General features: G+C 69.7%; 24 protein-coding genes. 6 read left to right on the top strand and 18 right to left on the bottom strand.

The genetic code is table 11. The features are described 5' to 3' along the window. Positions 1-307: 307 nt before the first annotated feature. Genes HWD99_RS17765 through HWD99_RS17755 form a run of 3 tightly spaced genes read right to left on the bottom strand, consistent with a single transcriptional unit; the run spans position 308 to position 2,082 of the window. Positions 308-1,123 carry a DUF1206 domain-containing protein gene (locus HWD99_RS17765; protein ID WP_241797524.1) on the bottom strand — a complete coding sequence of 272 codons (816 nt, stop codon included), beginning with the start codon at positions 1,121-1,123 and terminating at the stop codon, positions 308-310. Continuing rightward, on the bottom strand, positions 1,120-1,815 hold the full coding sequence (locus tag HWD99_RS17760; RefSeq protein ID WP_241797523.1) for a phosphatase PAP2 family protein: 696 nt from the start codon (positions 1,813-1,815) through the stop codon (positions 1,120-1,122). The genes HWD99_RS17765 and HWD99_RS17760 overlap by 4 nt, the downstream gene beginning before the upstream one ends. Before the next feature lie 6 nt (positions 1,816-1,821). Continuing rightward, on the bottom strand, positions 1,822-2,082 hold the full coding sequence (locus HWD99_RS17755) for a DUF6458 family protein (protein WP_241797522.1): 261 nt from the start codon (positions 2,080-2,082) through the stop codon (positions 1,822-1,824). A 117-nt stretch (positions 2,083-2,199) separates the two neighbouring features. Here HWD99_RS17755 and HWD99_RS17750 point away from each other — a divergent pair, with 117 nt between their 5' ends. Both HWD99_RS17750 and HWD99_RS17745 read left to right on the top strand, forming a co-directional pair. Continuing rightward, entirely contained in the window at positions 2,200-2,877 is a 678-nt protein-coding gene (locus tag HWD99_RS17750) for an ArsR family transcriptional regulator (protein ID WP_241797521.1), read from the top strand. Between the two features lie 37 nt (positions 2,878-2,914). Next, entirely contained in the window at positions 2,915-3,322 is a 408-nt protein-coding gene (locus HWD99_RS17745; RefSeq protein WP_241797520.1) for a hypothetical protein, read from the top strand. Here the strand turns inward: HWD99_RS17745 and HWD99_RS17740 are convergent. The 3 genes from HWD99_RS17740 to HWD99_RS17730 form a co-directional block, all read right to left on the bottom strand. Then, positions 3,251-5,782 (bottom strand): HAD-IC family P-type ATPase, encoded by a 2,532-nt coding sequence (locus HWD99_RS17740; RefSeq protein WP_241797519.1) that lies wholly within the window; start codon positions 5,780-5,782, stop codon positions 3,251-3,253. The genes HWD99_RS17745 and HWD99_RS17740 overlap by 72 nt on opposite strands. Before the next feature lie 108 nt (positions 5,783-5,890). Then, positions 5,891-6,928, bottom strand: a complete 1,038-nt coding sequence (locus HWD99_RS17735) for a methionine synthase (RefSeq protein WP_241797518.1) — start codon at positions 6,926-6,928, stop codon at positions 5,891-5,893. A 48-nt stretch (positions 6,929-6,976) separates the two neighbouring features. After that, positions 6,977-8,017, bottom strand: a complete 1,041-nt coding sequence (locus tag HWD99_RS17730; RefSeq protein ID WP_241797517.1) for a DUF1852 domain-containing protein — start codon at positions 8,015-8,017, stop codon at positions 6,977-6,979. 125 nt (positions 8,018-8,142) lie between these two features. Here HWD99_RS17730 and HWD99_RS17725 point away from each other — a divergent pair, with 125 nt between their 5' ends. Next, entirely contained in the window at positions 8,143-9,084 is a 942-nt protein-coding gene (locus HWD99_RS17725; RefSeq protein WP_241797516.1) for a LysR family transcriptional regulator, read from the top strand. Positions 9,085-9,184: 100 nt separating this feature from the next. Further along, on the top strand, positions 9,185-9,526 hold the full coding sequence (locus HWD99_RS17720) for a sigma factor (RefSeq protein ID WP_241797515.1): 342 nt from the start codon (positions 9,185-9,187) through the stop codon (positions 9,524-9,526). Here the strand turns inward: HWD99_RS17720 and HWD99_RS17715 are convergent. The 12 genes from HWD99_RS17715 to HWD99_RS17660 form a co-directional block, all read right to left on the bottom strand. Further along, positions 9,480-9,929, bottom strand: coding sequence for a BLUF domain-containing protein (locus HWD99_RS17715; RefSeq protein WP_241797514.1), 450 nt, complete (start codon positions 9,927-9,929; stop codon positions 9,480-9,482). The two genes, HWD99_RS17720 and HWD99_RS17715, sit on opposite strands and share 47 nt — an antisense overlap. Beyond that, positions 9,926-10,171 (bottom strand): hypothetical protein, encoded by a 246-nt coding sequence (locus HWD99_RS17710; RefSeq protein ID WP_241797513.1) that lies wholly within the window; start codon positions 10,169-10,171, stop codon positions 9,926-9,928. Before HWD99_RS17710 ends, HWD99_RS17715 begins: the two co-directional genes overlap by 4 nt. Positions 10,172-10,246: 75 nt before the next feature. Further along, positions 10,247-11,836 carry a GMC oxidoreductase gene (locus HWD99_RS17705; protein ID WP_241797512.1) on the bottom strand — a complete coding sequence of 530 codons (1,590 nt, stop codon included), beginning with the start codon at positions 11,834-11,836 and terminating at the stop codon, positions 10,247-10,249. Between the two features lie 58 nt (positions 11,837-11,894). Then, positions 11,895-13,385 carry an MFS transporter gene (locus HWD99_RS17700; protein WP_241797511.1) on the bottom strand — a complete coding sequence of 497 codons (1,491 nt, stop codon included), beginning with the start codon at positions 13,383-13,385 and terminating at the stop codon, positions 11,895-11,897. A gap of 129 nt (positions 13,386-13,514) precedes the next feature. Then, the gene (locus tag HWD99_RS17695; protein ID WP_241797510.1) at positions 13,515-14,492 is read right to left on the bottom strand and encodes a fumarylacetoacetate hydrolase family protein; all 978 of its coding nucleotides are present in this window, start codon (positions 14,490-14,492) and stop codon (positions 13,515-13,517) included. Beyond that, positions 14,489-15,493, bottom strand: a complete 1,005-nt coding sequence (locus HWD99_RS17690) for an amidohydrolase family protein (protein ID WP_241797509.1) — start codon at positions 15,491-15,493, stop codon at positions 14,489-14,491. The genes HWD99_RS17695 and HWD99_RS17690 overlap by 4 nt, the downstream gene beginning before the upstream one ends. Further along, complete coding sequence (locus HWD99_RS17685; RefSeq protein WP_241797508.1) at positions 15,490-16,626, bottom strand: FAD-dependent monooxygenase; 1,137 nt, start codon at positions 16,624-16,626, stop codon at positions 15,490-15,492. The genes HWD99_RS17690 and HWD99_RS17685 overlap by 4 nt, the downstream gene beginning before the upstream one ends. Positions 16,627-16,668: 42 nt before the next feature. Beyond that, positions 16,669-17,667 (bottom strand): cyclase family protein, encoded by a 999-nt coding sequence (locus tag HWD99_RS17680; protein WP_241797507.1) that lies wholly within the window; start codon positions 17,665-17,667, stop codon positions 16,669-16,671. Next, complete coding sequence (locus HWD99_RS17675; protein WP_241797506.1) at positions 17,664-18,641, bottom strand: fumarylacetoacetate hydrolase family protein; 978 nt, start codon at positions 18,639-18,641, stop codon at positions 17,664-17,666. Before HWD99_RS17675 ends, HWD99_RS17680 begins: the two co-directional genes overlap by 4 nt. 78 nt (positions 18,642-18,719) lie before the next feature. Beyond that, complete coding sequence (locus HWD99_RS17670) at positions 18,720-19,736, bottom strand: VOC family protein (protein ID WP_241797505.1); 1,017 nt, start codon at positions 19,734-19,736, stop codon at positions 18,720-18,722. Between the two features lie 105 nt (positions 19,737-19,841). Next, positions 19,842-20,624, bottom strand: a complete 783-nt coding sequence (locus HWD99_RS17665; protein ID WP_241797504.1) for a hypothetical protein — start codon at positions 20,622-20,624, stop codon at positions 19,842-19,844. Next, entirely contained in the window at positions 20,621-21,661 is a 1,041-nt protein-coding gene (locus tag HWD99_RS17660; protein ID WP_241797503.1) for a Gfo/Idh/MocA family protein, read from the bottom strand. Before HWD99_RS17660 ends, HWD99_RS17665 begins: the two co-directional genes overlap by 4 nt. 131 nt (positions 21,662-21,792) lie before the next feature. Between HWD99_RS17660 and HWD99_RS17655 the strand changes: the two genes are divergently transcribed. Beyond that, positions 21,793-23,064, top strand: coding sequence for an ROK family protein (locus HWD99_RS17655; RefSeq protein ID WP_241797502.1), 1,272 nt, complete (start codon positions 21,793-21,795; stop codon positions 23,062-23,064). 162 nt (positions 23,065-23,226) lie between these two features. Continuing rightward, positions 23,227-23,652, top strand: coding sequence for a hypothetical protein (locus tag HWD99_RS17650; protein ID WP_241797501.1), 426 nt, complete (start codon positions 23,227-23,229; stop codon positions 23,650-23,652). Positions 23,653-23,655 lie beyond the last annotated feature (3 nt).

Raw genomic sequence — 23,655 nt, 5'->3', positions numbered from 1 at the left:
ACGGATCCGGATGGCACATCCGCATGCACAACGGCACCCCCCAAATCCAAGGACCCCCCTGGTGGGACCCCCACCAGGAATGGCGCACACCGGCGCCTAGCCTCCCCGACAGGGGACTGCCCGACGACACCACCCGGACAAGCCCCGCGAGGGCAGGCGCCGGATGAACCCCCGAACCTCAGCGACCGGTCAGTGCAGGCGGACACGCCTGTGTGCAACCGGACCGATCAGAGCAGGCGGACCGGTCAGAGCGAGCGGGCGCGCACGCCGACCCTCGTCGCGGGATGACAGCGACCGGCCGCGGGCGTCACATCCGCGCGTAGCGTGCGCGGGCGATGCAGAACAGGCCGTAGAGCACGAGGCCCGCACCCACGACCCACAGGATCACGACTCCGAAGGGCAGTCCGGCGAGCGCGCGCAGCGCGGAGTCCATGCCGCCCGCCGTCTCGGGGTCGTGCGTGAGCGCGGCGATCACGAAGAGCACTCCCGCCACACCGACGGCGATCCCCTTCGCGATGTAGCCCGCGATGCCGAATGCGACGATCCCCGACCGCGCGGTGCCGCCGGGGAGGGAGAGCTTCTTCTCGAAGGCCCGGGTGATGCCCTGCACGATGAACGCGATGCCGATCGCGGCGACGACGAGCCCGACCAGCACCAGCAGCGCGACACCGGCGGGCACCGCCAGCAGCTGGGCGCTGAACGACTGCGACGACTCGGACGACTGCGACTGGCCACCCATCGCGTAGACCAGCGCCGTGCCGCCGATCGCCAGGTACGCGGCGGCCGTGCCGAGGAACTTCACCCGATGCGCCCACTTCTTCTTCGTGTCGGGGTCGCGCTCGACGACGGCCTCGGCGATCTGCCAGATCGCGAGGGCGAGCAGCCCCAGCACGATCAGCCACAGCAGGAAGACCCCTGCCGGCGTCTGCTGGATCTGCTGCAGGGCACCGCCCTGGTCGGCGTTCTCGCCACCGCCGCCGGTCGCGATCGAGATCGCGATGCCTCCGATGAGGATGTGCAGGATGCCGAGGACGACGTAGCCGACACGGGCGAGGATCCGGAATGCCGTGGAGTCCTGCGCTGCTCGGGCCGTCGACGATGCCGACGCACGGGTGTTCATCATGGCGCACTTCTTTCGATGGGTTCTGCGCGGGACGGGTCTGCCCGCGGGGGATCTTCCGATGTCTCGGCGCTCGCACGCGCGGCACGGCGGGTCCGCCAGAGCGCGATGCACGCCCAGACGACGGTCGCGACGGCGACGCCCTCGAGCATCCCGGCCACCACATCGCTCAGCCAGTGCGCGTGCAGGTAGGTGCGGCTCCACATCATCGTGAGCACCCACACCGCGCCCAGCGTCCAGACGTACCAGCGCCGGAAGATGAGGCCGAGGATCACCACCACGGTGGTCGCGACGGCCGTGTGCCCGGAGGGGAACGACGTCGCGACGCTCTCGGCGAGAGAGTCCTCGGGGCGCGTGCGGCCGATCACGGCGGCCATCGTGGCGCCGATCGCGACCACGGCGACCATGGCGATCGCGAGCGTCGCGGCATCCCACCGCCGTCGTCGCCAGAGGAGCCAGACGATCAGCACGGCGTCGATCACGATCATGCCGATCGTGCCGCCGACGATGGCGGGCACCCACGCCACGACGATCCAGACGTCACTGGTGAGGGCCCCCATGAGGTCGTTCCACTCGTGGTCGATCGGCAGCGGCTCATGCCCGCCGATCGCGACGACGGCGCGGAGCGCGACGAAGGCGAGGGTCGCCGCGACACCCCAGACCAGGGCCGTGGTGCCGCGGGCGACGTCTGCCACGACGGATCAGGCGAGGGGGTCGTTGTTGCGCATGCTGCGGCGGGTGACCCGCTCACCGGTGGCCGGGTCGACGGCGGTGCGGTCCACCGTCTCGACGCGACGACTGCGCATCACGAGCACGAGGCTGATCAGGAACACCAGGGCTCCGGCGATCATGAGGATGTAGCCGATCAGGTCGAGGTCGACGTAGCCGCCGGTGTCGATGTTGAGCGCGAAGACGAGGATCGCTCCGATGACGACGAGCGCGATTCCGGTTCCGATTCCCATGGTGTCCATTCCTCCCCGAGGCCGCCCCTGCGACCTCGCGACGACAACGATATGGTCAATGAGCACTGAGTCAATAGTCATGGACACGACGATTCTCCCGTGGTATGGATGGGAGCGATGACTGAGCTCGAACGCCGCGCCGCGATCTTCGCGGCCCTCGCCGACCAGACGCGCCTGCGCATCGTCGACCTGCTCACGCTCGGCGATCTGTCGTCCTCCGAGATCGGCACAGCCCTCGATCTGCGATCGAACCTCATCGCGCACCACCTCGGAGTCCTGGAGTCGGCGCAGATCATCAGCCGCGCCCGCTCGGAGTTCGACCGGCGCCGCAGCTACATCGGACTCCGCCCCGAGATCTTCGACACGCTCGCACCGCCCAGCGTCGCTCCCCCGCGGCGCGTGCTGTTCGTCTGCACCGCGAACTCCGCCCGGTCGCAGCTCGCCGAGACCATCTGGCGCGATGTGAGCCCGGTCGACGTCGCCTCCGCAGGCACCCGCCCCGCGGCGACCGTGAATCCGCAGGCCATTGCAGCCGCGGCACGCCACGGCCTCGCGATCGATCAGAGCCGCCCGCCCCGCCACATCGACGAGGTCCGCGCCGAGGGCGACCTCGTGATCACCGTCTGCGACGACGCCCACGAAATCCTGCTCACCCGCGACGACCTGCCTCGCGACGACCTGCACTGGTCGGTGCGCGACCCCGCCCGCGCAGGCACCCCCGCCGCCTTCGACGACGCGTTCGAGACCCTGGGCCTGAGGATCCGCGCGCTGTCGTCGCGACTCATCGCGGCGTAGCGCTCACGGACGACGGCATCGCTTGTACAGTGATCGCGTGGAGTCCGAGACCCAGCGCAGCGCGACGCCGACGCGACCCGTCATCGTCATCATCGTCGTGGTCCTGGTGGTGGTGAGCGGACTGTCGAACGCACTCCTCGGTCTCGCGGTGCTCCTCAGCCGCTACCAGGTGCCCGATGCCGATGTGCTCGCCGTCTCGCTCGTCGGGGCAGCCGTGATCCTCTTCGGCCTGCTGACGATCGCCGTCGCCGCCGCGATCGGTCGGGGCAGTCGGCTCGCCCGCCTGCTGCTGACGATCTACGTCGGGATCCAGCTCGTGCTGCACGTCATCACCGCCCTCACCACCACGTGGGATTGGGCGGTGCTCGTGCAGTCAGTGCTCGAGCTGCTGGTCCTCGCGGCGGTCTGGGCGCCGCCCGCCAGCCGCCGGTTCTTCGCGGGCTGACGTCCGGGCGAGGATCCGCCGGTGCACGATCCGCACCACCTCGATCGCGAGGATCGTGACGATCGTGATTCCGGCGATCAGGTACGCCGCGTCCTCACCGGGATCGACCAGCTGGAAGAACCGGCCGGCGAGCGGAACCGTGAACAGCACCGAAAGTGCGACGAACATGCCGCCGACCACGAGCACCTTGTAGCGATCGAGCGGACGCGCCAGTACCGCGAGCACCCAGATGCCCACGATGGCGAGGATGATCGTCGATCCGGTCCGCAGCTGGGCCTCGGTGATGCCGAGACCCATCGCGGCGCGCGTGTACACCGTCAGCGCGAGAGCGATCAGGAGGCCGGCGGGAATCGCGAAGGTCAGTGATCGACGCAGGAACCCCGGCACGTAGCGGCTGGTGTTCGGCATCAGCGCCAGGAAGAATGCGGGGATGCCGATGGTCAGGCCGTCGGTGATCGACAGCTGCCGAGGCAGGAACGGGAATTCGAGCACCATGACCCCGAAGAGCACGGCGAGGGTGGTCGCGTAGACGGTCTTCGTGAGGAACAGCATCGAGACGCGCTCGATGTTCGCGATCACCTGCCGCCCCTCGGCGACCACGTCGGGAAGGTGCGAGAACTGTCCGTCGAGCAGCACGAGTCGGGCGACGGCCTTGGTCGCGGGCGATCCGGAGTTCATCGCGATGCCGATGTCGGCGGTCTTGATCGCCAGGGCGTCGTTCACACCGTCGCCGGTCATCGCGACGGTGTGGCCCCGGGCCTGCAGCGCGACGACCATGCGCTTCTTCTGCTCGGGCGTCACCCGTCCGAACACCGTGTGCGCGTCGAGCACGGCACCGAGCTCGACGTCGTCGTCGGGAAGCCGCCTCGCGTCGTAGCCCTCCCCGGCGTCGAGGCCCAGCTGCCGCGCGATCGCCGCGACCGTGCGCGGATTGTCGCCCGAGATGACGCGCACGCCCACGCCCTGTGCGCGGAAGTACGCCAGCGTCTGCGCGGCATCCGGACGCACCCTCTCGCTGAAGGTGATCACCGCCACCGGCGCCAGTCCGGTCGGCAGGGACTCGGCCGCCTGTGCGGCCGTCGAGTAGGGATCGGTGCTGCGTGCGAGCACGAGCGTGCGCAGTCCCTCAGCCGCCAGACGCGTGACGGCTTCGCCGACCTCGGTGCCGGTGTCGGTCGCGGCATCGCCCAGCACCATCTCGGGGGCGCCGAGCACCCAGGTCTCCGCTCCGGCATCCGCGAACGAGAGCGCACTCCACTTCCGCGCCGACGAGAACGAGATGTAGACCGCCGCGTCGCGGGGCCGTTCGACGGGATAGGGCTCCCGCAGGCAGCGGGCGGTCGCATTCGCATCCGGTGCGTCGCCGAACCACGACAGCGCGTCCTGCCAGGCGCCGGCCGCCGGATCGAAGAGCACCAGGTCGCGATAGGCGAGCTCGCCCTCGGTGAGGGTTCCCGTCTTGTCGAGGCAGATCACGTCCACACGCGCCAGCCCCTCGACGGCGGGGAGCTCGTTGACGAGCACCTGCCGCGACGCGAGTCGCGCGGCCCCCACGGCGAACGCGATCGACGTCATCAGCACGAGTCCGAGCGGGATCATCGCGGTCAGCGCCGAGATCGTGTTGACGATCGCCTGCGTCCACGTGCCGGTCGTCCACGCCGTCACCCATCCGCCCGCGACCATGATCTGGGCGTTGAGCACGAGAAGCCCGATCGGCCCGATCCCCCACCCGACCCACTTCAGCACGCGGTCGATCGAGGTGCGCAGCTCGGATGCCACGAGCGAGAAGCGCTTCGCCTCCGCGGCGAACCGGTTCGCGTACGAGTCCGCACCCACCCGCACTGCGCGAGCAAGACCCTCCCCGGCGACGACGATCGACCCGGACAGAGCCTCGTCGCCGTCCTGCTTGTCGACGGCATCCGACTCACCGGTGAGCATGGACTCGTCGATCTGCAGCGCCCGGTGCTCGAGCACGACGGCGTCGGCCGTGACCTGGTCGCCCGCACGGAGGACCAGCACGTCGCCGCGCACGACCTCGGCCGGAGCGATCTCGACGTCCTGCGCATCCCGACGCACGCGCGCGCGCGGCGCGTTCAGCAGCGCGAGCCGATCGAGCGCCGCCTTCGCGCGGAACTCCTGCCAGCATCCGATGATCGCGTTGCCGAACGCGGCGAGCCCGAACAGCGCATCCTGCCAGCGACCGAGCAGCAGCAGCACCAGGAAGCAGCCGCCGACGATCGCATTGAACAGGGTGAAGACGTTCGCGCGCACGATGTTCCAGGCGCTGCGACTCGAGTCCTCGGCGAACGCGTTCGTCTGCCCGGATGCCGTCAGCTCGGCGACGCGGGCTGACGTGAGGCCGATCCTGATGTCCGTGTCAGCGTCGGCGTTCGTCACCTCGTTCGTGTCGGCGCCCAGGCTCGTGCCGGCACGGTTCGTGGCATCCTCGTGTCGAGACATTCCCGTTCCCCCGATCCGCCCGCAGCGGCGTTCGCGCGCTTGCGCACCACGCTAGCGGGACGGCGGGCGGAACCCGAGGAAATCTCCGACGCCGCGACGCGTCCTGCCTCAGACCTTCGCGGCAGCGAGCTCGTCGCGAAGGAGCGCGGCCCCGGCGCTGAGCGCCCGCAGCTTGCCGCGCGCCACGTCGCGAGGCAGCGGCGCCAGGCCGCAGTTCGTGCTCGGTACGAGCTTGTCCGCGTCGACGAATCGCAGCGCGGCGCGGAGCGTCTCGGCGACCTCCTCCGGCGTCTCGACGGTGTGGCTGGCGACGTCGACCGCTCCGAGCATGACCCTCTTGCCGCGGATGAGGTCGATGAGCTCCAGCGGGACGTGCGAGTGGTGGCTCTCCAGCGAGATGGTGTCGATGCTCGAGGCCTGCAGCAGCGGGAACGACGTCTCGTACTGCCGCCACTCCGCCCCGAGGGTCGCTTTCCAGTCGGTGTTCGCCTTGATCCCGTACCCGTAGCAGATGTGCACCACGGTCTCCGCGCGCAGCCCCTCGGCCGCTCGCTCGAGCACCTCCACGCCCCAGTCCCGCACGTCGTCGAAGAAGACGTTGAACGCCGGCTCGTCGAACTGGATGATGTCGACGCCCGCCGCCTCGAGCTCCTTCGCCTCCTGATTGAGGATCGTGGCGAATTCCCGCGCCAGCTTCTCGCGGCTGCCGTAGTGGCGATCGTAGAGCGTGTCGATCATCGTCATCGGTCCGGGCAGCGCCCACTTGATCGGCTGATCGGTCTGCTGGCGGAGGAACCTGGCGTCGTCGACGAACACGGGCTTCTCACGACTCACGGCGCCGACGATCGTCGGCACACTGGCGTCGTACCGGTCACGGATCCGCACCGTCTCGCGCTGATCGAAGTCGACGCCCGAGAGGTGCTCGATGAAGGTCGTCACGAAGTGCTGGCGACTCTGCTCGCCGTCGCTGATGATGTCGAGCCCGGCGGTGCGCTGCTCCTGCACGGCGATGCGCAGCGCATCCTGCGTGCCCTCGCTCAGGGCGTCTCCCTCGAGCTTCCACGGCGACCACAGCGTCTCGGGCTGGGCCAGCCAGGACGGCTTCGGCAGGCTGCCGACGATCGAGGTGGGCAGAAGCGTGTTCATGTTCGCGGATTCTCCGTTGGTCGTGCGGCAGTGGTCAGGCGACGGCGGTCAGGCGACGGGCGCGAGGTCGCCGGCACGGGCCAGGTCGTCGGCAGTGACGGGCTCGGCGGCGCCGTACGAAGCGGCCCACTGCTCGAGCAGGTCGCCGTGCGGACGCATGAGGTGCTCGTCGGTGAACCTGCCCTGCTCGGTCGCGAGCCGACTGCGCTCCTCGCGGTCGTAGGCGATCTTCGTCACCGAGTAGTCCTGCAGCTCGAGGCTGGGCTGGTAGAGGCTCGCCGCGGCCGAGTTGGCGTTGTAGATCTCCGGACGGTAGATCTTCTGGAACGTCTCCATCGTGCTGATCGTGCCGATGAGCTGGAGGTTCGTGTAGTCGTTCAGCAGGTCGCCGCGGAAATAGAACGCCAGCGGCGCGACGCTGCCTCGCGGCATGAAGTACCGGACCGAGAGGCCCATCTTGCCGAAGTACGCGTCGGTCAACGACGAGTCCTTCTGCTCGTACTCGACGCCGAGCACCGGGTGATGGTTGTCGGTCCGACGGTAGGTCTTGCTCGTCGAGACGCTGATGCAGATCACCGGCGACAGCGAGAAGCGCTCGCGGTACGCCTCGGAGTCGAGGAAGTGCTGGAAGAGCTTGCCGTGCAGGTCGCCGAAGTCGTCGGGAAGAGCGAACCCGCCCGCTGCTTCGCTGGCGGCCGGCAGCCGCACACTGAAGTCGTAGTCGCGCACGTACGACGAGAAGTTGTTCCCCACGATCCCGTGCGTGCGCGTGCCGGTGAGACGGTCGACGATCTGGATGTCCAGCACCTCGAGCAGGGGGAACTCCCGGTCTTCGCCCTCGGCGGCGAACTGCACCGCGACCGAGACGATCTCGTGCTCGAGCGTGTACCGGTCGCCGTTCGGGTTGTCCCAGCGGGCGAGGTCGTTGAACCGGCGGTCGATCATCGTCAGGGCGTTGTGCAGGTTCTGCTGACGGTGCTCGCCGCGCGCCAGGTTGGCGAAGTTCGTGGTGATGCGGGAGTCGTTCGAGGGCGAGTAGTCCTCGTCGAACCGGGTCGTCGTGATGCGGAACGTGAACTCGTGGGCCATGAGATGCCAATCGGTGCGCTGATCGGCCGGACACGGCCTCGCGGAAAGGGGGTGCCTCCATGGTGCGGCCAGAGCGCACCTATCGTGTAATGCGTCGCGACTATGCCAAGACATAGGCTGTGACTATGGCCAGACGTTCGAGCGGCATCACCCTCCAGCAGCTCACCTACTACATCGAGGTCGCTGCGGAGGGGTCGATCAGCGCGGCCGCCGACCTGCTCTACGTCGCGCAGCCCACCATGTCGGCGGCGATGAAGGACCTCGAGAGCCGAGTGGGGCGCGATCTGCTCGTCCGCTCGGCCCGCGGAGTGACGCTCACCACCGACGGCGTGGAGTTCCTCGGCTACGCCCGGCAGGTCGTCGAGCAGGTCGCGCTGCTCGAACAGCGCTACCTCGGCCGACCGCCTTCTCGCCGTCTGCTCGGGGTCTCGACGCAGCACTACTCCTTCGCGGTCGACGCGATGGTGCGGATGGTGAAGGCGAGCGAGGCGGCCGAGTACGAGTTCTCACTGCGGGAGACGCGCACGTGGGACATCATCGAAGACGTCCGCACCCTGCGCAGCGAGCTGGGCATCCTGTACCGCAACGACTTCAACCGCAACGTCATCGACAAGCTGCTCCGCGACTCGGGACTCGCGTTCCGCCCGCTCTTCGTCGCCGAGCCGCACATCTTCATCTCGCGCAAGAACCCCCTCGCCGCGCGGGAGCGGGTGACCCTCGACGATCTCGCCGAGGTGCCGCGGCTGACGTTCGACCAGGGCGCGAACAACTCCTTCTACTTCGCCGAGGAGATCCTCTCCACCCTCTCCAGCCCGCGGGAGATCAGGGTCTCCGACCGCGCGACGATCTTCAACCTCATGATCGGCCTCGACGGGTACACGATCTCGACGGGAATCATCAGCGACGACCTCGACCCCGAGATCGTCGCCATCCCGCTCGACGTCGACGAGCGCATCGAGATCGGCTGGATCGGGCACTCCGCGATCCCGCTCACCGAGCAGGCGCAGCGCTACCTCGCCGAGCTCCGAACGGTCGTCGCGAGCTTCGGCGTGACACTGCTCGGCTGAGCTCGCGACGAGCACAGTCCCCCGCCGCCGCGGCTAGCACCTCGCTGCCCTCCCGCGCAAGACTCATCCGTCGTCGACAGGCGCGTGCCACCATCGACCCATGAGCATTCGAGGCGTTCTTCCCCGCATCGGCGGGGACTCGTCGTCGGGGGCCGAAGACGACCTGATGGTCGACATCGCATCCGGCAGTCAGACGGCTTTCGCGCAGCTGTACGACCTCACGTGCGCGCGGGTGTTCGGACTCATCCTCAGCGTGATCGAGTCGCGGCCGTCGGCCGAGGACGTGCTGCAGGAGACCTACGTACACGTCTGGGCGCACGCGCGGGAGTTCTCCGCGTACGGAGGAAGCGCGAGCACCTGGATCGCGGAGACGGCGCACCGTCGCGCGATCGAGCTCACCCGCGCGACGGGGTCGACTCCCGCACGCGGAACCACAGCGTGAGCTCCATGATCGCCCGGCCGATCATGTCGTGGTCGCCCACCCGGAGGTCGTCGAAGGAGTCGCGGTACCCCGATGCCATGGCCGGCTCCGCAGCGACCAGCGACCGGTAGCCCATCGTCCACTCGGCGAAACGCCGCTCGTGCAGGGGCTCCTCGATCAGCACGCGCACATCGCGGTGCCGCGGATCGCGCCCGATCCTCTCCATCAGCTCGTCGACGTCCGACCGGGTGCCCTCCAGGATCTGGACGAACTCGCCCCCACGGTAGAGCAGCATCCCGGTGATGTCGCGAGCGCTGTTCCTGGCGCGGCTCACCGTCAGCAGCTCGGCGAGCTCCTGCTCGTCGAACGGGCGGGTGGCGCTGCTGCAGTACACGAGCGAGACGAGCGGGTTCGGGTCGGTCATCCGGCATCCTCCTGCTCTCTCTCGACCGCGTCGGCTTCTGCACCTGCCGTCACGGCCGCCATCGCACGGTGGTGGTCCGCGTGGTCGCCGAGAACGCGCGAGGCCGCGTCGAAGGCCCGCCAGGCGCCGTCGGGCTGACGGTCGATGTAGCCGAGGAACGATCCCTCCCGGCTGCCCACGTAGAACCCGTCGGCGACGCTCGCCCACAGCGGGCGGACGACCGGCGGCGAGTGATCACACATGTCATCAGCGTACCTTCGGGATACCGGACGGGCTCCGGATCATCCTCGGAACGACCCGGCGGAGTCAGGCGCGGATCAGAGGCGTGCCGCGGCCTCCCGCGCGCCCCGCACCGCGATCGCCACGCTCGTCAGCGTCGGATTCATCGTGTTGGCGGTCGGGATCAGCGCATTGCCGCCGACCACGAGATTCTCGAACCCCCACACCCGCGAGTACGGGTCCGCGACGCTCGTGCCGTCGTCCACCGCCCCGGCCCTCATCGTCCCCATGTAGTGCAGGCTCGATCCGTTCGGCAGCAGCCGAGGTTCGGCGATGAAGGTGCCGAGCGCCTTCCCCGCGCGGCGCAGGTGCTCGGTGGCATCCGCGATCTCCGCCTCCTCCACCGGCGTCACTGCGTACTCGATCGTCATGTTCGGCAGACCGCGATAGTCGAGCTCGTCGTCGTCGAACCGCACGCCGTCCTCGGCACGCGGATGCTTGCGCACGCCGTAGCCCATGTTCACGTATCCCCATCGATTGCCCGCATGCGGGTGCGAGGGGTCCAACGGGAACGGCGGATTCTCCGCGTACATCACCTGCAGGGAGAACGGATGCCCCGGCTCGGAGAACGGAATGCGGTTGACCGCGGCGACCGGGTCGGCCTGGTTCATCGCGCGGCGCGCGAGCTCGAGGTCCAGCTCATCGTCCGTGACCAGCTCCTCCATGCGCTCGCCGTCGAGCGACACGGTCGAGATCACGACGTGGTGCTCGGTGAGATAGCGGCCGAGGGCCGCAGGCCGGATGCCCGACGCCCAGAGCAGCTGGGGCGAGCGGAAGGCATCCGCTGCGACCACGACGAGGTCGGCGGGCACAGACGTCGTCTGCCGCGTGCGGAGGTCTTCGACCAGCACTCCGGTCGCGCGTCCACCCTCGTGCTCGATCCGACGGACCAGAGAGAGGTCGAGCAGCTCGAACCGCGCGCTCTCGTCGGTCCCCTGCTCGATGAGCGGCCCGAGCACCATGTCTGCTCCGGCCCACACCATCGTGCCGTCGGGTCGGGGGTCACCGGCCACCGGCAGCGTGCTCACGCCGTACCCCTCGGGGAGCTCGGCGGCGAACTCGCCCTCGAGCAGGGTGCGGATGGCGCCGCCGATCGGCGAGTCCGCGAAGGCCGCGCTCTGGTGGTGCAGCAGCCCCTCCGCCGTGGTGATGAGCTCCTCCCATTCGTCGTCGGGGATGAACGGGAGCTTCTCGCTGAAAGCGGGCCGGGGGATCGCGCAGGTCCAGTGCGACCCCTGACCGCCGACGTTGGTCGCGGCCGCCGCGGCCGGGAAAGTCGGCGCGTGGGCCGACCCCTCACCGCCGAAATCGAGCAGGTGGGTGCCCTGCCGCGCCGTGAACATGCCCTCGACGACCACCCCTGCCGGAATCCCCAGCGATTCGCGGAATGCGCCGGCCTGCGGCCCCTGTGCCATCTCGCGCGCCTTCGCCTTCTCGGCGGGGTCCGCGATGTTGCGCACACTGGCTCCCGGACGATCGGTGATCTGGGGGCCCGCTTCGAACATCACCACCCGGGCGGTCGGATGGCTCTGCAGGATCACGCGGGCGTACGCGGAGCCGATCGGACCGCTGCCGACGATCGCGACGGTCGGACCGGCCTGGCTCGGGCGGGTGGGGGTGGCGGACATGGCTTCTCCTCCGGGTGCGGGTGTCTTCAGGCGGTGACGGGTTCAGGCGGTGACGGGTTCAGGCGGTGACGGACTCCGTGGACGGGACGACGTCGTGCTCGTCGGACAGTCGTCCTCGCGGCATGAGGATCGCGACGACGAAGCCGACCGCATACGCGATCGCGAGCGCGCCGAACACGGGGGCGAACACCTCGTGATAGATGCCCGCGACCTCGACCTGCAGAGCCGGGTCCGATGCCTGCACGAACTGCGGGGTCAGCGCTGTCGCGTCGAGCCCCGCAGGCAGCAGCGCGGCGACCCCGAAGCCGACGACCCCGCCGATCACCGCGGTGGTGACGGTCGCCCCGACCTGGCGCACGATGTTGACGGTCGCGGTGATCGCCCCCGTGGCGCTGCGCGGAGCGGCGCTCTGCACCACGGCGACGATGAGGCTCATGAAGGCGCCCGTGCCGATACCGACCACGAACATGACGATCATCGGCACCCCCAGCGGCAGCCCTGCCGGAAGGAGCGCCATGGCCGTCAGTCCCACGGCTCCCAGAGCGGTCCCGATCACGGGGTAGATCCGGTAGTGTCCGGATCTGCTCGCGAGGAAGCCGGATGCCAGATTGCTGAGCAGCATCCCGAACACCGTCGCGATCGGCACGAGTCCCGACACGGTCGCCGTCGTCTGATACGCCATCTGGACGTACGTCGGCAGATAGGCGGTGATCGAGAAGAGACCCACGCCGATGATCGTCGACAGCGCCAGTCCGACCGCGATGGTGCGATTCGTGAGGAATCGCAGGGGCACGATCGGCTCCTCCGCTCGCATCTCGGCGAGGACGAAGGCCGCGAGCGAGAGGAGAGCGGCGGCGAGGGCCACGATGGTGGCTGTGCGCAACTGCGGATCGGACATCCACGAGGCGGCGAGGACGATCGCCACGAGCGCCGCCGTGAACGACATCGCGCCGGCCACGTCGAAGCGGCGCTGCACGCCCGGGGGGATGCGAGGCACGGCGACGAGGGCCAGTGCGAGTGCGGCCACGCCGATCGGGATGTTCACCCAGAAGACCCACTGCCACCCCCAGAAGTCGGTGATCAGTCCGCCCAGCACCGGCCCCACGAGGATCGCGATCGGAAAGGCGGCACCGATGACGGCCATGTGGCGGGGGCGTTCCCGCGGCGAGGTCACCTGCGCGATGATCGTCTGCGACATCAGTTGGAGGCCGGCGGAGCTCATCCCCTGCAGCACGCGGGCGACGATCAGCCAGGGAAGCGTCTGCGCGAACCCGCAGGCGAGCGACGCGGCGAGGAACACGACGAGCGACGTGACGAAGACGGCTCTCGGTCCGACCATGTCTCCGAGCTTGCCGATCACCGGCAGGAGCACCGTGCTCGCCAGCGTGTAGCCGACGACGACCCACCCCATGTGCTCGAGCGCGCCCAGTTCTCCGGCGATCGTGGCGAGAGACGTCGAGACGATCGTGTGGTCGAGCGCACCGAGGAAGGACACGGTGAGCAGGGAGACGACGAGGAGGCGCAGCCGCAGGCGCGAGAGTGGAGGCATGACCGATGACCCGATCGATCGGGCAGTCGACGCGACTTCGTGTGCCCCGCTCGCAACGTCACGAGCGGGAACGGGTTCGATGAACCCCGGCGCCGCATCCAGCATATCGACTCTTTTGTCGAATTTCAACTAAAGTGTGCGATGCCGGGCGCGAGTGCGCCTTCGCGCGCTCGGCAGCCCTGGAGCGGACACCGCCGCGCCGACACGTCCGACGAGCTCCCCCACGCCCTCGACGACCATCCGCACCACGTCCCCCTCGACGAGAGGAGGCGGCGTCAGGGCCCCGTTGCGCCCCCACAGCTCACCCAGGCATCCGCCGTTTCCGACCGTTCCGCTGCCGAGCACGTCGCCCGGCACGACGCGCGAGTTCCGCGACGCGTAGGCGACGAACTCGGGAAAAGGCCAGCCGGCGTTCGACACCAGGTCCTCGCCGATGAGCTCGTCGTTCACGAACACCTCGGCGCGGATCGCCAGGAAGCCCTCGTCGTCGAGGTAGGGATCGAGCTCATCGGCGGTGACGATCCACGGACCGAGGCTCATGCCGAAGTCCTTGCCCTTCGCCGGCCCGAGCCGCACCTTCATCTCCCTGGCCTGCAGATCGCGGGCCGACCAGTCGTTCATCACCGTGTATCCGAAGATGACCGACGCGGCCGACGCCGGATCCAGATTGGACTCGCCGACCCCGGGCGCTCCCCCGATCACCACGGCGAGCTCCAACTCGAAGTCGAGCCGCTCGGTCACCGGCGGATGCAGCACATCCGCCGGCCCGAGGATCGTGTGCGGATTGCCGAAGTAGAACGTCGGAGCCTCGAACCATTCCGGAGCCACGTCGCTCTTCCCCTCGACGCCGGCGCTGACGCCCTCGACGTGCTCCTCGAACGCCACGAAGTCCCGCACGGACGCGGGCACCAGCGGCGCGATCAGGGTCACGTCGGCGAGCGCCGTCCCCTCGACGCCGACGACCTCGCGGTGCAGCGCCCGCGCGGCATCCAGCCCCGCGGTGAGCACCTCCGCCACCGTCAGACCGCGGGGGAAGGCGACGACGCCGTCCCCCTCCACGAATCCCTCGCCGATCCGCCCTCCGCTGACCCACCGTGCGATCCTCACGCCGGCACCCGACGCCCGAGCAGCGCTGCGGCGTTGCCCTCGAGGATCCCTTCGACCACCTCGGGCGTCAGACCGGCATCGCGTACGAAGCCGACCGGATCGTCCAGCCCCATGTCGAACGGGTAGTCGCTGCCGAGCAGCACGCGCGATTCCCCGGCAGCGCCGAGGAGATGCCGCAGGGCGCCGGCATCGTGCACGACCGTGTCGAACCAGATCTTCGAGAGATACGTCGACGGCGCGTGCTCGCACCGCTGCGCCTCGGGCCGCACGCGCCATGCGCGATCCGACCGTCCGATCGCGAAGGGGAGGTACCCCCCGCCGTGCGCCGCGACGAGCGTGAGATTCGGATGCCGGTCGAGCACGCCCGCGAAGATGAGGTGCGAGAGTGCTACGGCGTTCTCGACGGGCTGGCCGACCGTGTTCGACAGGTAGAAGCGGTCGAGACGCTCGTCGAGGCTGCAGCCGAAGGGATGCAGGAAGACCACGGCGCCGAGTTCGGCCGCTCGCGCCCAGAAGGGCTCGAGTCGCTCGTCAGAGAGCTCCACGTCACCGGCGAAGGACGAGATCTCGACCCCGGCGAGGCCGCGGCCGAGCACCGCGTCATCCAGGCATTCCACGATGCGCTCCGGGTGCTGCAGCGGAACCAGCCCGAGTCCGATCAGCCGCCCCGGCGCTTCCGCCACGTGGGCGGCGACCAGCCGGTTGGCCTCGTTCGCCGCCCAGACGGCCAGCCCCTCGGGCGCCCACGGGTAGAAGTGGTTGGGAGAGGCGCTGACCCACTGCACGTCGACGCCCTGCGCGTCCATGTCGGCCAGACGCACCGAGGCGGAGGTGAGCTTCCGAATGCGCGCGCCCACCATCGGCCCCGACACCGCGAGGCTTTCGGCACCGTTCCTGGTGAGTTCGAGCGCCGCGGCCTCGCGCACGAGCTCGGGCACGCGACGCTCGATCTCCGCCTGCAGCGACGGCAGCAGCACGTGGGCGTGGACGTCGGTCGTCATACCGGCACCGCCATCTGCTGGGCGATGCCGAAGATGAGCCCGCCCGCATCGGCCTCGCGGTCGTGCTCGAGCTGCCAGCGTCCGAGCTGCACGGATGCCTCGACGACCGCCTGCGCGCGAGGCAGGCGCCGCGCGTGGAACTCGTCGAACAGCGAGTCGTCCACGGCATCGCGCGACGTGAGCAGCTCGGTGAGCACGAAGGCGTCCTCCAGTCCCTGCGCCGCTCCCTGCGCGATGGTGGGAGGGCAGGAGTGCGCGGCGTCGCCGATCACGATCACCCGGCCGCGGTTCCAGGGCGCGGGCACGACGTGCTGGGTGAACCAGGTGTAGTTCGCGACCGCGCCCGCCTCGAGATCGGTGCGGATCGAGTTCCACGGCCCGTCGTACGCGCGTGACGCCTCGAGCATGATCTGCGTGGCCTCGGCTCCCGAGACATCGAAGCGGTCCTGCGCGTCCTCCACGAGGAACGCGTACATGCTGTCGTCACCCGTCGGGGTGTACCCGGCGATGTACATCGGTCCACCGTAGTAGAGCTCCGAGCGATCCACGTCCGCGGGGCGCGAGACGAAGACGCGCCAGATGCCCATCCCGGTGGTCTCGGGCTTCGTCTCGATGCCGATGAGCTGCCGCACGGCGGAATGGAGGCCGTCGGCGCCGATGAGCAGGTCGTAGTCGCCGACCGACTCGTCGTTGACGAAGACCTCGACCGCGTCGGCCCCCCGCGCCTCGAGTCCGGTCACCGTGGCGCCGAAGCGCACCTCGGCTCCGGCCGCCCTGGCGTGATCGAGCAGGATGCGGGTGAGCTCGGCCCGCGGCATGCCCATCGCGGCCGGGTAGTCCGGGCCTCCCGTCTTGACGTCGGGCAGCGCCGCCACGACGGGGGCACCGGGGCCGGGCGCTCGCAGGGTGAGCCCTTCGAACGGGAAGCCCGCCGCACGGATCTCGTCCCAGGCGCCGAGTGCGTCGAACACGCGCAGGGCGTTGCCCTGCAGGGAGATGCCCGAACCGAGGGTGGACGGCGCGTCCTTCGCCTCGAAGACGTCGACCTCGACGCCCGCCTTCGCGAGCAGGATGGCGGCGGCGAGTCCGGCGACACCTGTGCCGGCGATCGCGACCTTCTGTACTGCAGTCATGAGCAGAACCTCCTTGTTCTGGGTGAGCGGTGTTCTCGTGGTCTAGAGGATGGCGACGGGATTCACGGGCGAGCCGACCGCCCCGGTGATCGGGAGCGGCGGCGCGGACAGCAGGAAGTCCCACCGACCGCGCCCGGCGCAGGCCTCGGCGAGTTCGTCGAGATTCCACATCTCGCCGATGGTGAGCCCGAGGTTGGGGATGACCACCTGATGCAGCGGCTGGAAGGCGGGCACGTCGAACTCGTTCGGCCGCACCTCGAAACCCCACGTGTCGGTGGCGATCGCGGCGATCTCGGTGCGGTGCAGCCAGCCGGCGGTGGTCAGCGAGAGTCCGGGAGCGGGTCCCCCGGCGTACTCCCCCCACCCCTCGCGGCGGGTGCGCGCATACTGCCCCGTGCGCACGACGACGATGTCCCCGCGCCCGACGGCGCTCGATGCCCCCTGCGCGGCGATCGTCCCCTCGAGGTCCGCGACCGTGATGGCGTGCCCGTCGGGCAGCTCGCCCGTCTCGGGAAACAGGTGACGGCCGACGTCGAGCAGCACGCCCCGCGAGACGATGACGGATGCCGCGTGCTCGATCCCGGTGACGAGGTCGCCCTCGCTGGTGACGACGTCGCCGGCCCGCCGACCGTTCCAGGCGGTGCCGTGATCGAAGATGTGGCCGAGTCCGTCCCACTGGGTGGAGCACTGCAGCGGCATCGCGATCACGTCGTCGGCGCCGCCGATGCCGTGCGGGAACCCCTGGTTGCCGCGTTCGGCGTCGACGCCCGTGTCGGTCATCGTGTGCACGGGGTTGGTGCGTCGCCGCCACCCCTTCTGCGGACCGTCGGTGTCGAAGCGCTGCGAGAGCGAGACGACACGGCCGGATGTCACGAGAGACGCCGCCCGGGCCCGGGTCGCGTCGTCGATGAAGTTGAGGGTGCCGAGCACGTCGTCGTCACCCCAGCGCCCCCAGTTGCGGTAAGCGGCCGCGCGCGCGGAGATCTCGGCCTCGGGGTCGTGCCGATCGAGGTCGGCGGGATCCTCCGACGGCGACGTCATCGGGAGGCCCCGTCTTCGGAGGGCGCCACACAGCGGACGACCTGGGTGCCGAGGTTCGCGATCGTGCCGGTCATGACATCACCGTCGCGGAGGAAGCGCCGCCAGTGCTGGCCGTTGCCTGCCGGGCTTCCGGTGAGCAGCAGATCACCGGGATAGAGCGGGTGGGTCTGCGATGCCGCCGAGAGCAGTGCGGGGATGTCGAACAGCAGATCGCCGGTCGTCGCATCCTGCATCGTCTGCCCGTTGAGGTCGAGGCGCACCGAGGCGTCCGTTGCCGAGACGAAGTGCGCGGGAACCAGGAACGGGCCGGTCGGCAGGAACCCCGGCGCGTTCTTGGCGCGGTACCAGTCCGTCCCGATCTCCTTCATGTCCTTGCGGAAGACGAGGTCGCGAGTCGTGACGTCGTTCACGATCGTGTACCCGGCGATGTGGTCCCAGGCGTCCTCGCGCGAGACCCGGAACGCCTCCGCGCCGATCACGAGCGCCAGCTCGAGCTCCCAGTCGTGCACCTCGCTGTACGAGGGAAGGACCAGCGGGACGTCATCGCCGACGACCGCGGCCGGAAGTCCGATGAAGAAGTACGGCTCGCCGTTCGCCTTGCGGTCGTCCATCATCGTCGCCGCGAACGCCCGCGCCTCCTCCGGAGTCCGGTCGGAGTTCTGCGTCAGGCCGGCGGCCACCAGCTCGATCACATGCTCACGGTAGTTCGCGCCGGTCTGCAGCACCTGGCGCGGTTCGACCGGCGCGGTCAGGGTGACGTCGGCGAGAGCGATCCACGGCCCGTCGGCCTGGGCGAGGGCGTGCAGCCTGTCCCAGTCGGGAGCCGCGAGGAAGTCGTTGAGCCCCGCAGCACCGAGATCGTCGGAGGAGAGGGGTCGGATGCGCTCGCCGGCCGCGAGTCCGAGGCGCACGCGCCCCTCCTCGCGGTAGCGCGCCAGGGCGAAGGGGGCGTCGGGGGCTGTGGTCGTCGTCATCGTCGGTCCATCCTCTGTCGTTCAGTATGGCGTCACGGAGTCCCGGGGCGGACGGAGACGCCCGCCCCGGAGCGCCGCTCAGCCCTGGCCGTGCTTGGCGTACGGGTTGAAGAGCGCTTCCTTGATCTCGTCGGGCACGCCCTCCTCGGTCGCGCTCGGACCGTCGGCCGGTGGGAACGACTCGGTCATCGACATCGGCATGGCGCCGTTGCGATAGAAGTTGTTCGAGCCGAGCGAAGGCGTCCAGGTGTTCGCCTCCCAGTCGGGCACGTAGTTGCGGTAGCCGCCGGTGTTGAGCTCGATGCGCAGGGTCGAGGGCTCGCGGTAGTAGAGGAACGTCTGCTCGCCGATGCCGTGGATGTTGGGCCCGTACTCGATCGGGACGCCGTTCTCCATCAGGGTGTCGGCCGCGATCAGCAGCTCCTCGCGGGTGTCGACCCAGAACGCGTAGTGGTTGACGCGCCCTGCGCGCGTGGAGCCGTCGAGCACGACGCCGAGGTCGTGCGACTTCTCGTTCGTCGTGAGCACGGAGAACACCGAGATGGGCGCCTCGTCGAGCACGGTGCGGGCCATGAAGCGGAAGCCGAGCACGTCGACGTACCACTGCACGAACGCGTCGACGTCGCTCGTCGCCACGGTGACGTGGTCGAGCTGACGGGGCGCACCGGCGATCGTGCTGCGCTTCTCCGGACGGTCCGGGTAGATCGAGGCGGCATCCGCGGTCGAGATGTGGCGCTCGACATCCCAGTGCAGGGTCATGTCGTGACCGAAGGGCCCGGTGAAGCGATACGCGCGGCCGATCTTGAAGCCGTCGATCCACTCGCCTCGGATGCCGGCGGCCTCGATGCGCTTGGCGGCCTCCTCGAGGGCCTCGGCGCTCGAGGTGCGCCAGGCCATCGTCTCGAGAGACGGCTCGTCGCCGGGGACGACGACCACGGAATACGCGTAGTAGTCACCCCAGCAGCGCAGGTAGACGCTGCCGTCCTCGCGAGCCACCTCGGTGAGGCCGACCTGGGTCGTGTAGAACTCCACGGATGCCTCGACATCGGGCGTCGTGATCGCCACGTATGAGAGGTGGGAGAGAAGCTTGATCATCGTCGATCCTTTCCTGGGGGCTGTGGGACCTACCCCGCGATCTACTTTCGTCGGATCTCGGCTATTCAGGAATCCCGATGTGGCTATGCCGGAGATCAGCGTGGTTTATCCCCAGGTCAGCGCTTCGAGGTACGCATCGTGCCGGAACTCATCCAGATCGGCAGGGGGATTCCCGTGCACCACCGCGTCGACGGCCCGTCGCAGCGCGAGCCGCTCGGACGACTCGTGCCGTCGCGGCACGCGCCGCGCGCCCTCCGCCGTCGTGACCACGACGGTTCGATCGCGCGTCGCCGCGTCGAGGTCGATCTCGATCCGGGTCTCGCCGATCGCGTGAGCGCGGAGCCTGGCGCCGCCCCGACCGATCAGAGCGGATGCGGTCAGCGCCGCCGCTCGCCCCGAGGCGGGGTGCTCGAACATCGCGAGCACCCCGTGCGGCAGCGTCTCCCCCGCACGCAGCGCCAACCGCCCGCCGGCCAGGATCCGCAGCCACCCGATCGCATCGCGCACCACCCCGCCGATCTCGGACTCGACCGCGACCGCGTCGGCACTGACATGCCACCCGGCGTCCGGCCCGACGGCATCCGGGACGGCCTCCGCGACGGCATCCGCGACGACGTCGGCCCGAAGGCGCGGGCGATCGAGCACGATCGGGGTCCGTCCGGCCAGGGCCTCGAGCGCGGCGAGCTCCCCGTCACCGACCGTGCCCGGTCGAGCGATCACGAGCGCCGACGCCCCGGCCCGCAGCGCCATGCGCGCCCGCTGCGCCCAGTCCCCCGTTCCGTCGACGACGGCGATCGCGTCGCGGACGTCGTCGACGGCCGTCGCACTCAGCGGCAGCTCCGCGAGGGCCGCGCCATAGCCGTGCGCGGCCCCGCTGACGCCGATCATCGCGTCATCCCCTCGCGGACGGCGAGGGCCGCGGCATCCGCCAGGTCGATGGCATAGTGCGCATCGGCGAGCATCTCGTCGTACTCCACCGCCTCCACTCCGCCGGCCAGCGCGGCGACCACCCGCCATTCGGCGACGTACCCGTCGTCCGGCAGCGGCGGATACTCCGAGACGCGCCCATCGACGTGGCGCACGCGGGCCCGCGCGCTGCCGTCGTGCACGAAGGCCGGCGGGAACTCGACGTCGACGAGGTCGCGCCCTGTCGCCACGGTGAGTCTCCAGAGGGCATCGGCTCCCGCCGGCAGCATCACCGCGGAGAGGCGGAGGAGGACGTCCCCGGCGATGAATCCGATGCAGTACCCGATCGGCGCGAGAGGACGCGCGAACACGACACGGTCGAGCCGTGGAGCGAGGTCGCGCAGCAGGGGGAGGTCATGGACGCCCAGGCCGAGGACCAACTGCCTGACGACCGCGGCAGAGAAGCCGGCGTCTCGCCAGTCGGGGGCGGGTCGCGCGGGGACAGCGCCGGGGAGCGACTCCGTCACGACGTCGTGGTATCGCCCGTTCGGCGGCAGCGAGACCGTGATCGAGATCGCGCGCACGGGCGCCTGCTCGGCCGCGATGTGGTGCCGCGCCCGGCCCCACGCCGGATCGAAGAGGTGGTTCGTCCCGACCACGAGAGCCACCCCCGCATCCCGACAGGCATCCACGACGGCATCCGCCTCGTCGTGCGTGAGCGCGAGGGGCTTCTCGCACAGGATCGTGCGCGCACCGGCCGCGACGGCGTCGAGGATCTGCTCGGCATGGCGCTCGGGAGGCGAGCAGATCGCCACCACATCGACCTCGGGATCGGCGAGCAGCTCGGCCGTCCCGGTCGACCATCGCGCCCCGGCACGCCGGGCCAGCGCCTCGGCCCGCCCACTCCCGCCGTCCGCGATGTGCACGACACGGAAGAGGTCGGGCAGCCGATCGAGGGTGGGCAGATGCAGGGCCGAGACGCCCGGACCCGCTCCGAGGACACCGACGCGATACGCCATGAGCGCGCTCCTCTCGAAGGCAGCAGACGCTCCCCTCCACTTTTGCCGAAAGCCTACTTAAGTGAGATCGGTCTCGACAATAGGCCGTGCGATGAACGAGGGATTCGTCTTTCCCTGTGTGAAGATCAGGTATGGCCAGTGAGTCCACCCTCCGCTTCGGCGCGCAGACAGATGAGATGACGAGCCTGCTGCGGATCGTCAATCTCGTTCGCACCGGTGACGCCGTGACGCGCCCCGAGATCGGTCGCGTCACCGGACTCGGGCGCGGGGTGGTGGCGCAGCGCATCGACCACGCGATCGAGGTGGGATTCCTGCAGGACGCCGAGTTCGCCCCGTCATCCGGGGGCAGAGCCCCGCGCACCCTGCGCTTCCGCGCCGAACGGGGGCGCGTGATCGTCTGCGCACTCGGGGCGCTGCACATCCACGTCGGCCTCACCGACCTCGACGGTGACATCCTGGCCGAATCACATCGCGCCTGGGACATCGCGAAAGGCCCGGAGGAGACTCTCGATGAGGCGATGTCGATGGTCGACGGACTCCTCGCTCAGGATGCCGAATCCGCCGCGCCCGTGTGGGCCGTCACCGTCGGCGTGCCAGGGCCCGTGGACTTCGCGACCGGCCGCCCCGTCGCGCCCCCCATCATGCCCGGCTGGAACGGATTCGACGTCCGCTCCCGCTTCGAAGACCGGTACGGCGCCCCGACCTGGGTCGACAACGACGTCAACATCCTCGCCTTCAGCGAGCGCGAACGCCGCGAGAACGACAGCATCGACCTGATCTACTGCAAGATCGGCTCGGGCATCGGCGCCGGCCTGCTCTCCCGCGGCCGCGTGCACCGCGGGGCGAACGGCGCCGCGGGCGATATCGGACACGTGCGGGTGCGAGACTCCGAAGAGCTGTGCCGCTGCGGCAAGATCGGATGCCTCGAGGCCGTGGCCGGCGGCTGGGCGCTGGTGCGTGACGCCGAGCGGGCTCTCGCCGAGGGAGGGACCGGGATGCTCGCGCAGCGCGTGGCCGACGGCGATGCGATCACCCCCGAGGCGATCGCCCGAGCCGCCGAGGGCGGCGATGCTCTCGCCATCTCCCTGATCCGGCGGTCGGCGCGGGTCGCCGGCGAGTCGATCGCCACGCTCGTCAACGTGTTCAACCCGAACATCATCGTCATCGGCGGCGCCGTGGCCGCCGCAGGCGAGCTGTTCCTCGCCGAGGTGCGGCACCGCGTCTACGAGCTCTCGCTCCCGCTCGCGACTCGCGATCTGTCGATCGTGAACTCGCTCAACGACCGACGAGAGCCGCTTCGAGGCGGCGCGGCGCTCGCGCGGGAGGAGCTCTTCGACGAGACGTTCCCCCGGTGGTTCGCCGACGGTCGCCCCTCGGTCGCGCGCATTCGCTCGGCGGAGTGACTCCGCACCCGTTCCACTTCTTCACAAATCAGACATAAGCATGTATGTTCTGATCTGAAGTCGAACGAGAGGCGTCGAAGATGATGCAGGACACACGACCCCGGGCCCGCGATCGCGCGTGGCGAGGCGGGGACGGTCGTGCACGGCGAGGCAGGGCCGGTCGTGCTTGAGGCACTGGCGACGGACGCCCTGCGGACGGATGCCCCGGACGACGACGGTCACGGGAGCACCGTGCTCCGCGTATCGCTCCCCTGGATCCGCTCGCTGCCGCTCGCGTCCGTGAGCGCCCTCGAGGTGCGCATCGACGAACGCCGGATGCCGTCGCCGTCGGTGGTCCTCGGCGACCGACTGATCTCCGTCGCCCAGCTCGGCCACGAGTCGGGCTGGTGGTTCGTGCAGGATCGGCTGGTGCTGCGATTCGCTCACCCCCTGAGTGGCGGCGTTCATCGCGTGCAGCTGAGCTTCCGGCTCGCCATCCCCTACTTGCAGACCGGCGGGGATGCGCCGCTGAGCCTGCCGTTCCTCGTCGAACGCGAGCTCGTCGCCGGCCAGGGCGCGACGCTCGACCTCGCGCGCGACGTCGCCTGACCG

It is taken from the genome of Microbacterium sp. C5A9 (assembly GCF_022627955.1).
GTDB lineage: Bacteria > Actinomycetota > Actinomycetes > Actinomycetales > Microbacteriaceae > Microbacterium.
The sequence above is the reverse complement of the archived record's forward strand: the minus strand, read 5'-3'. Positions and strand labels throughout refer to the sequence as shown.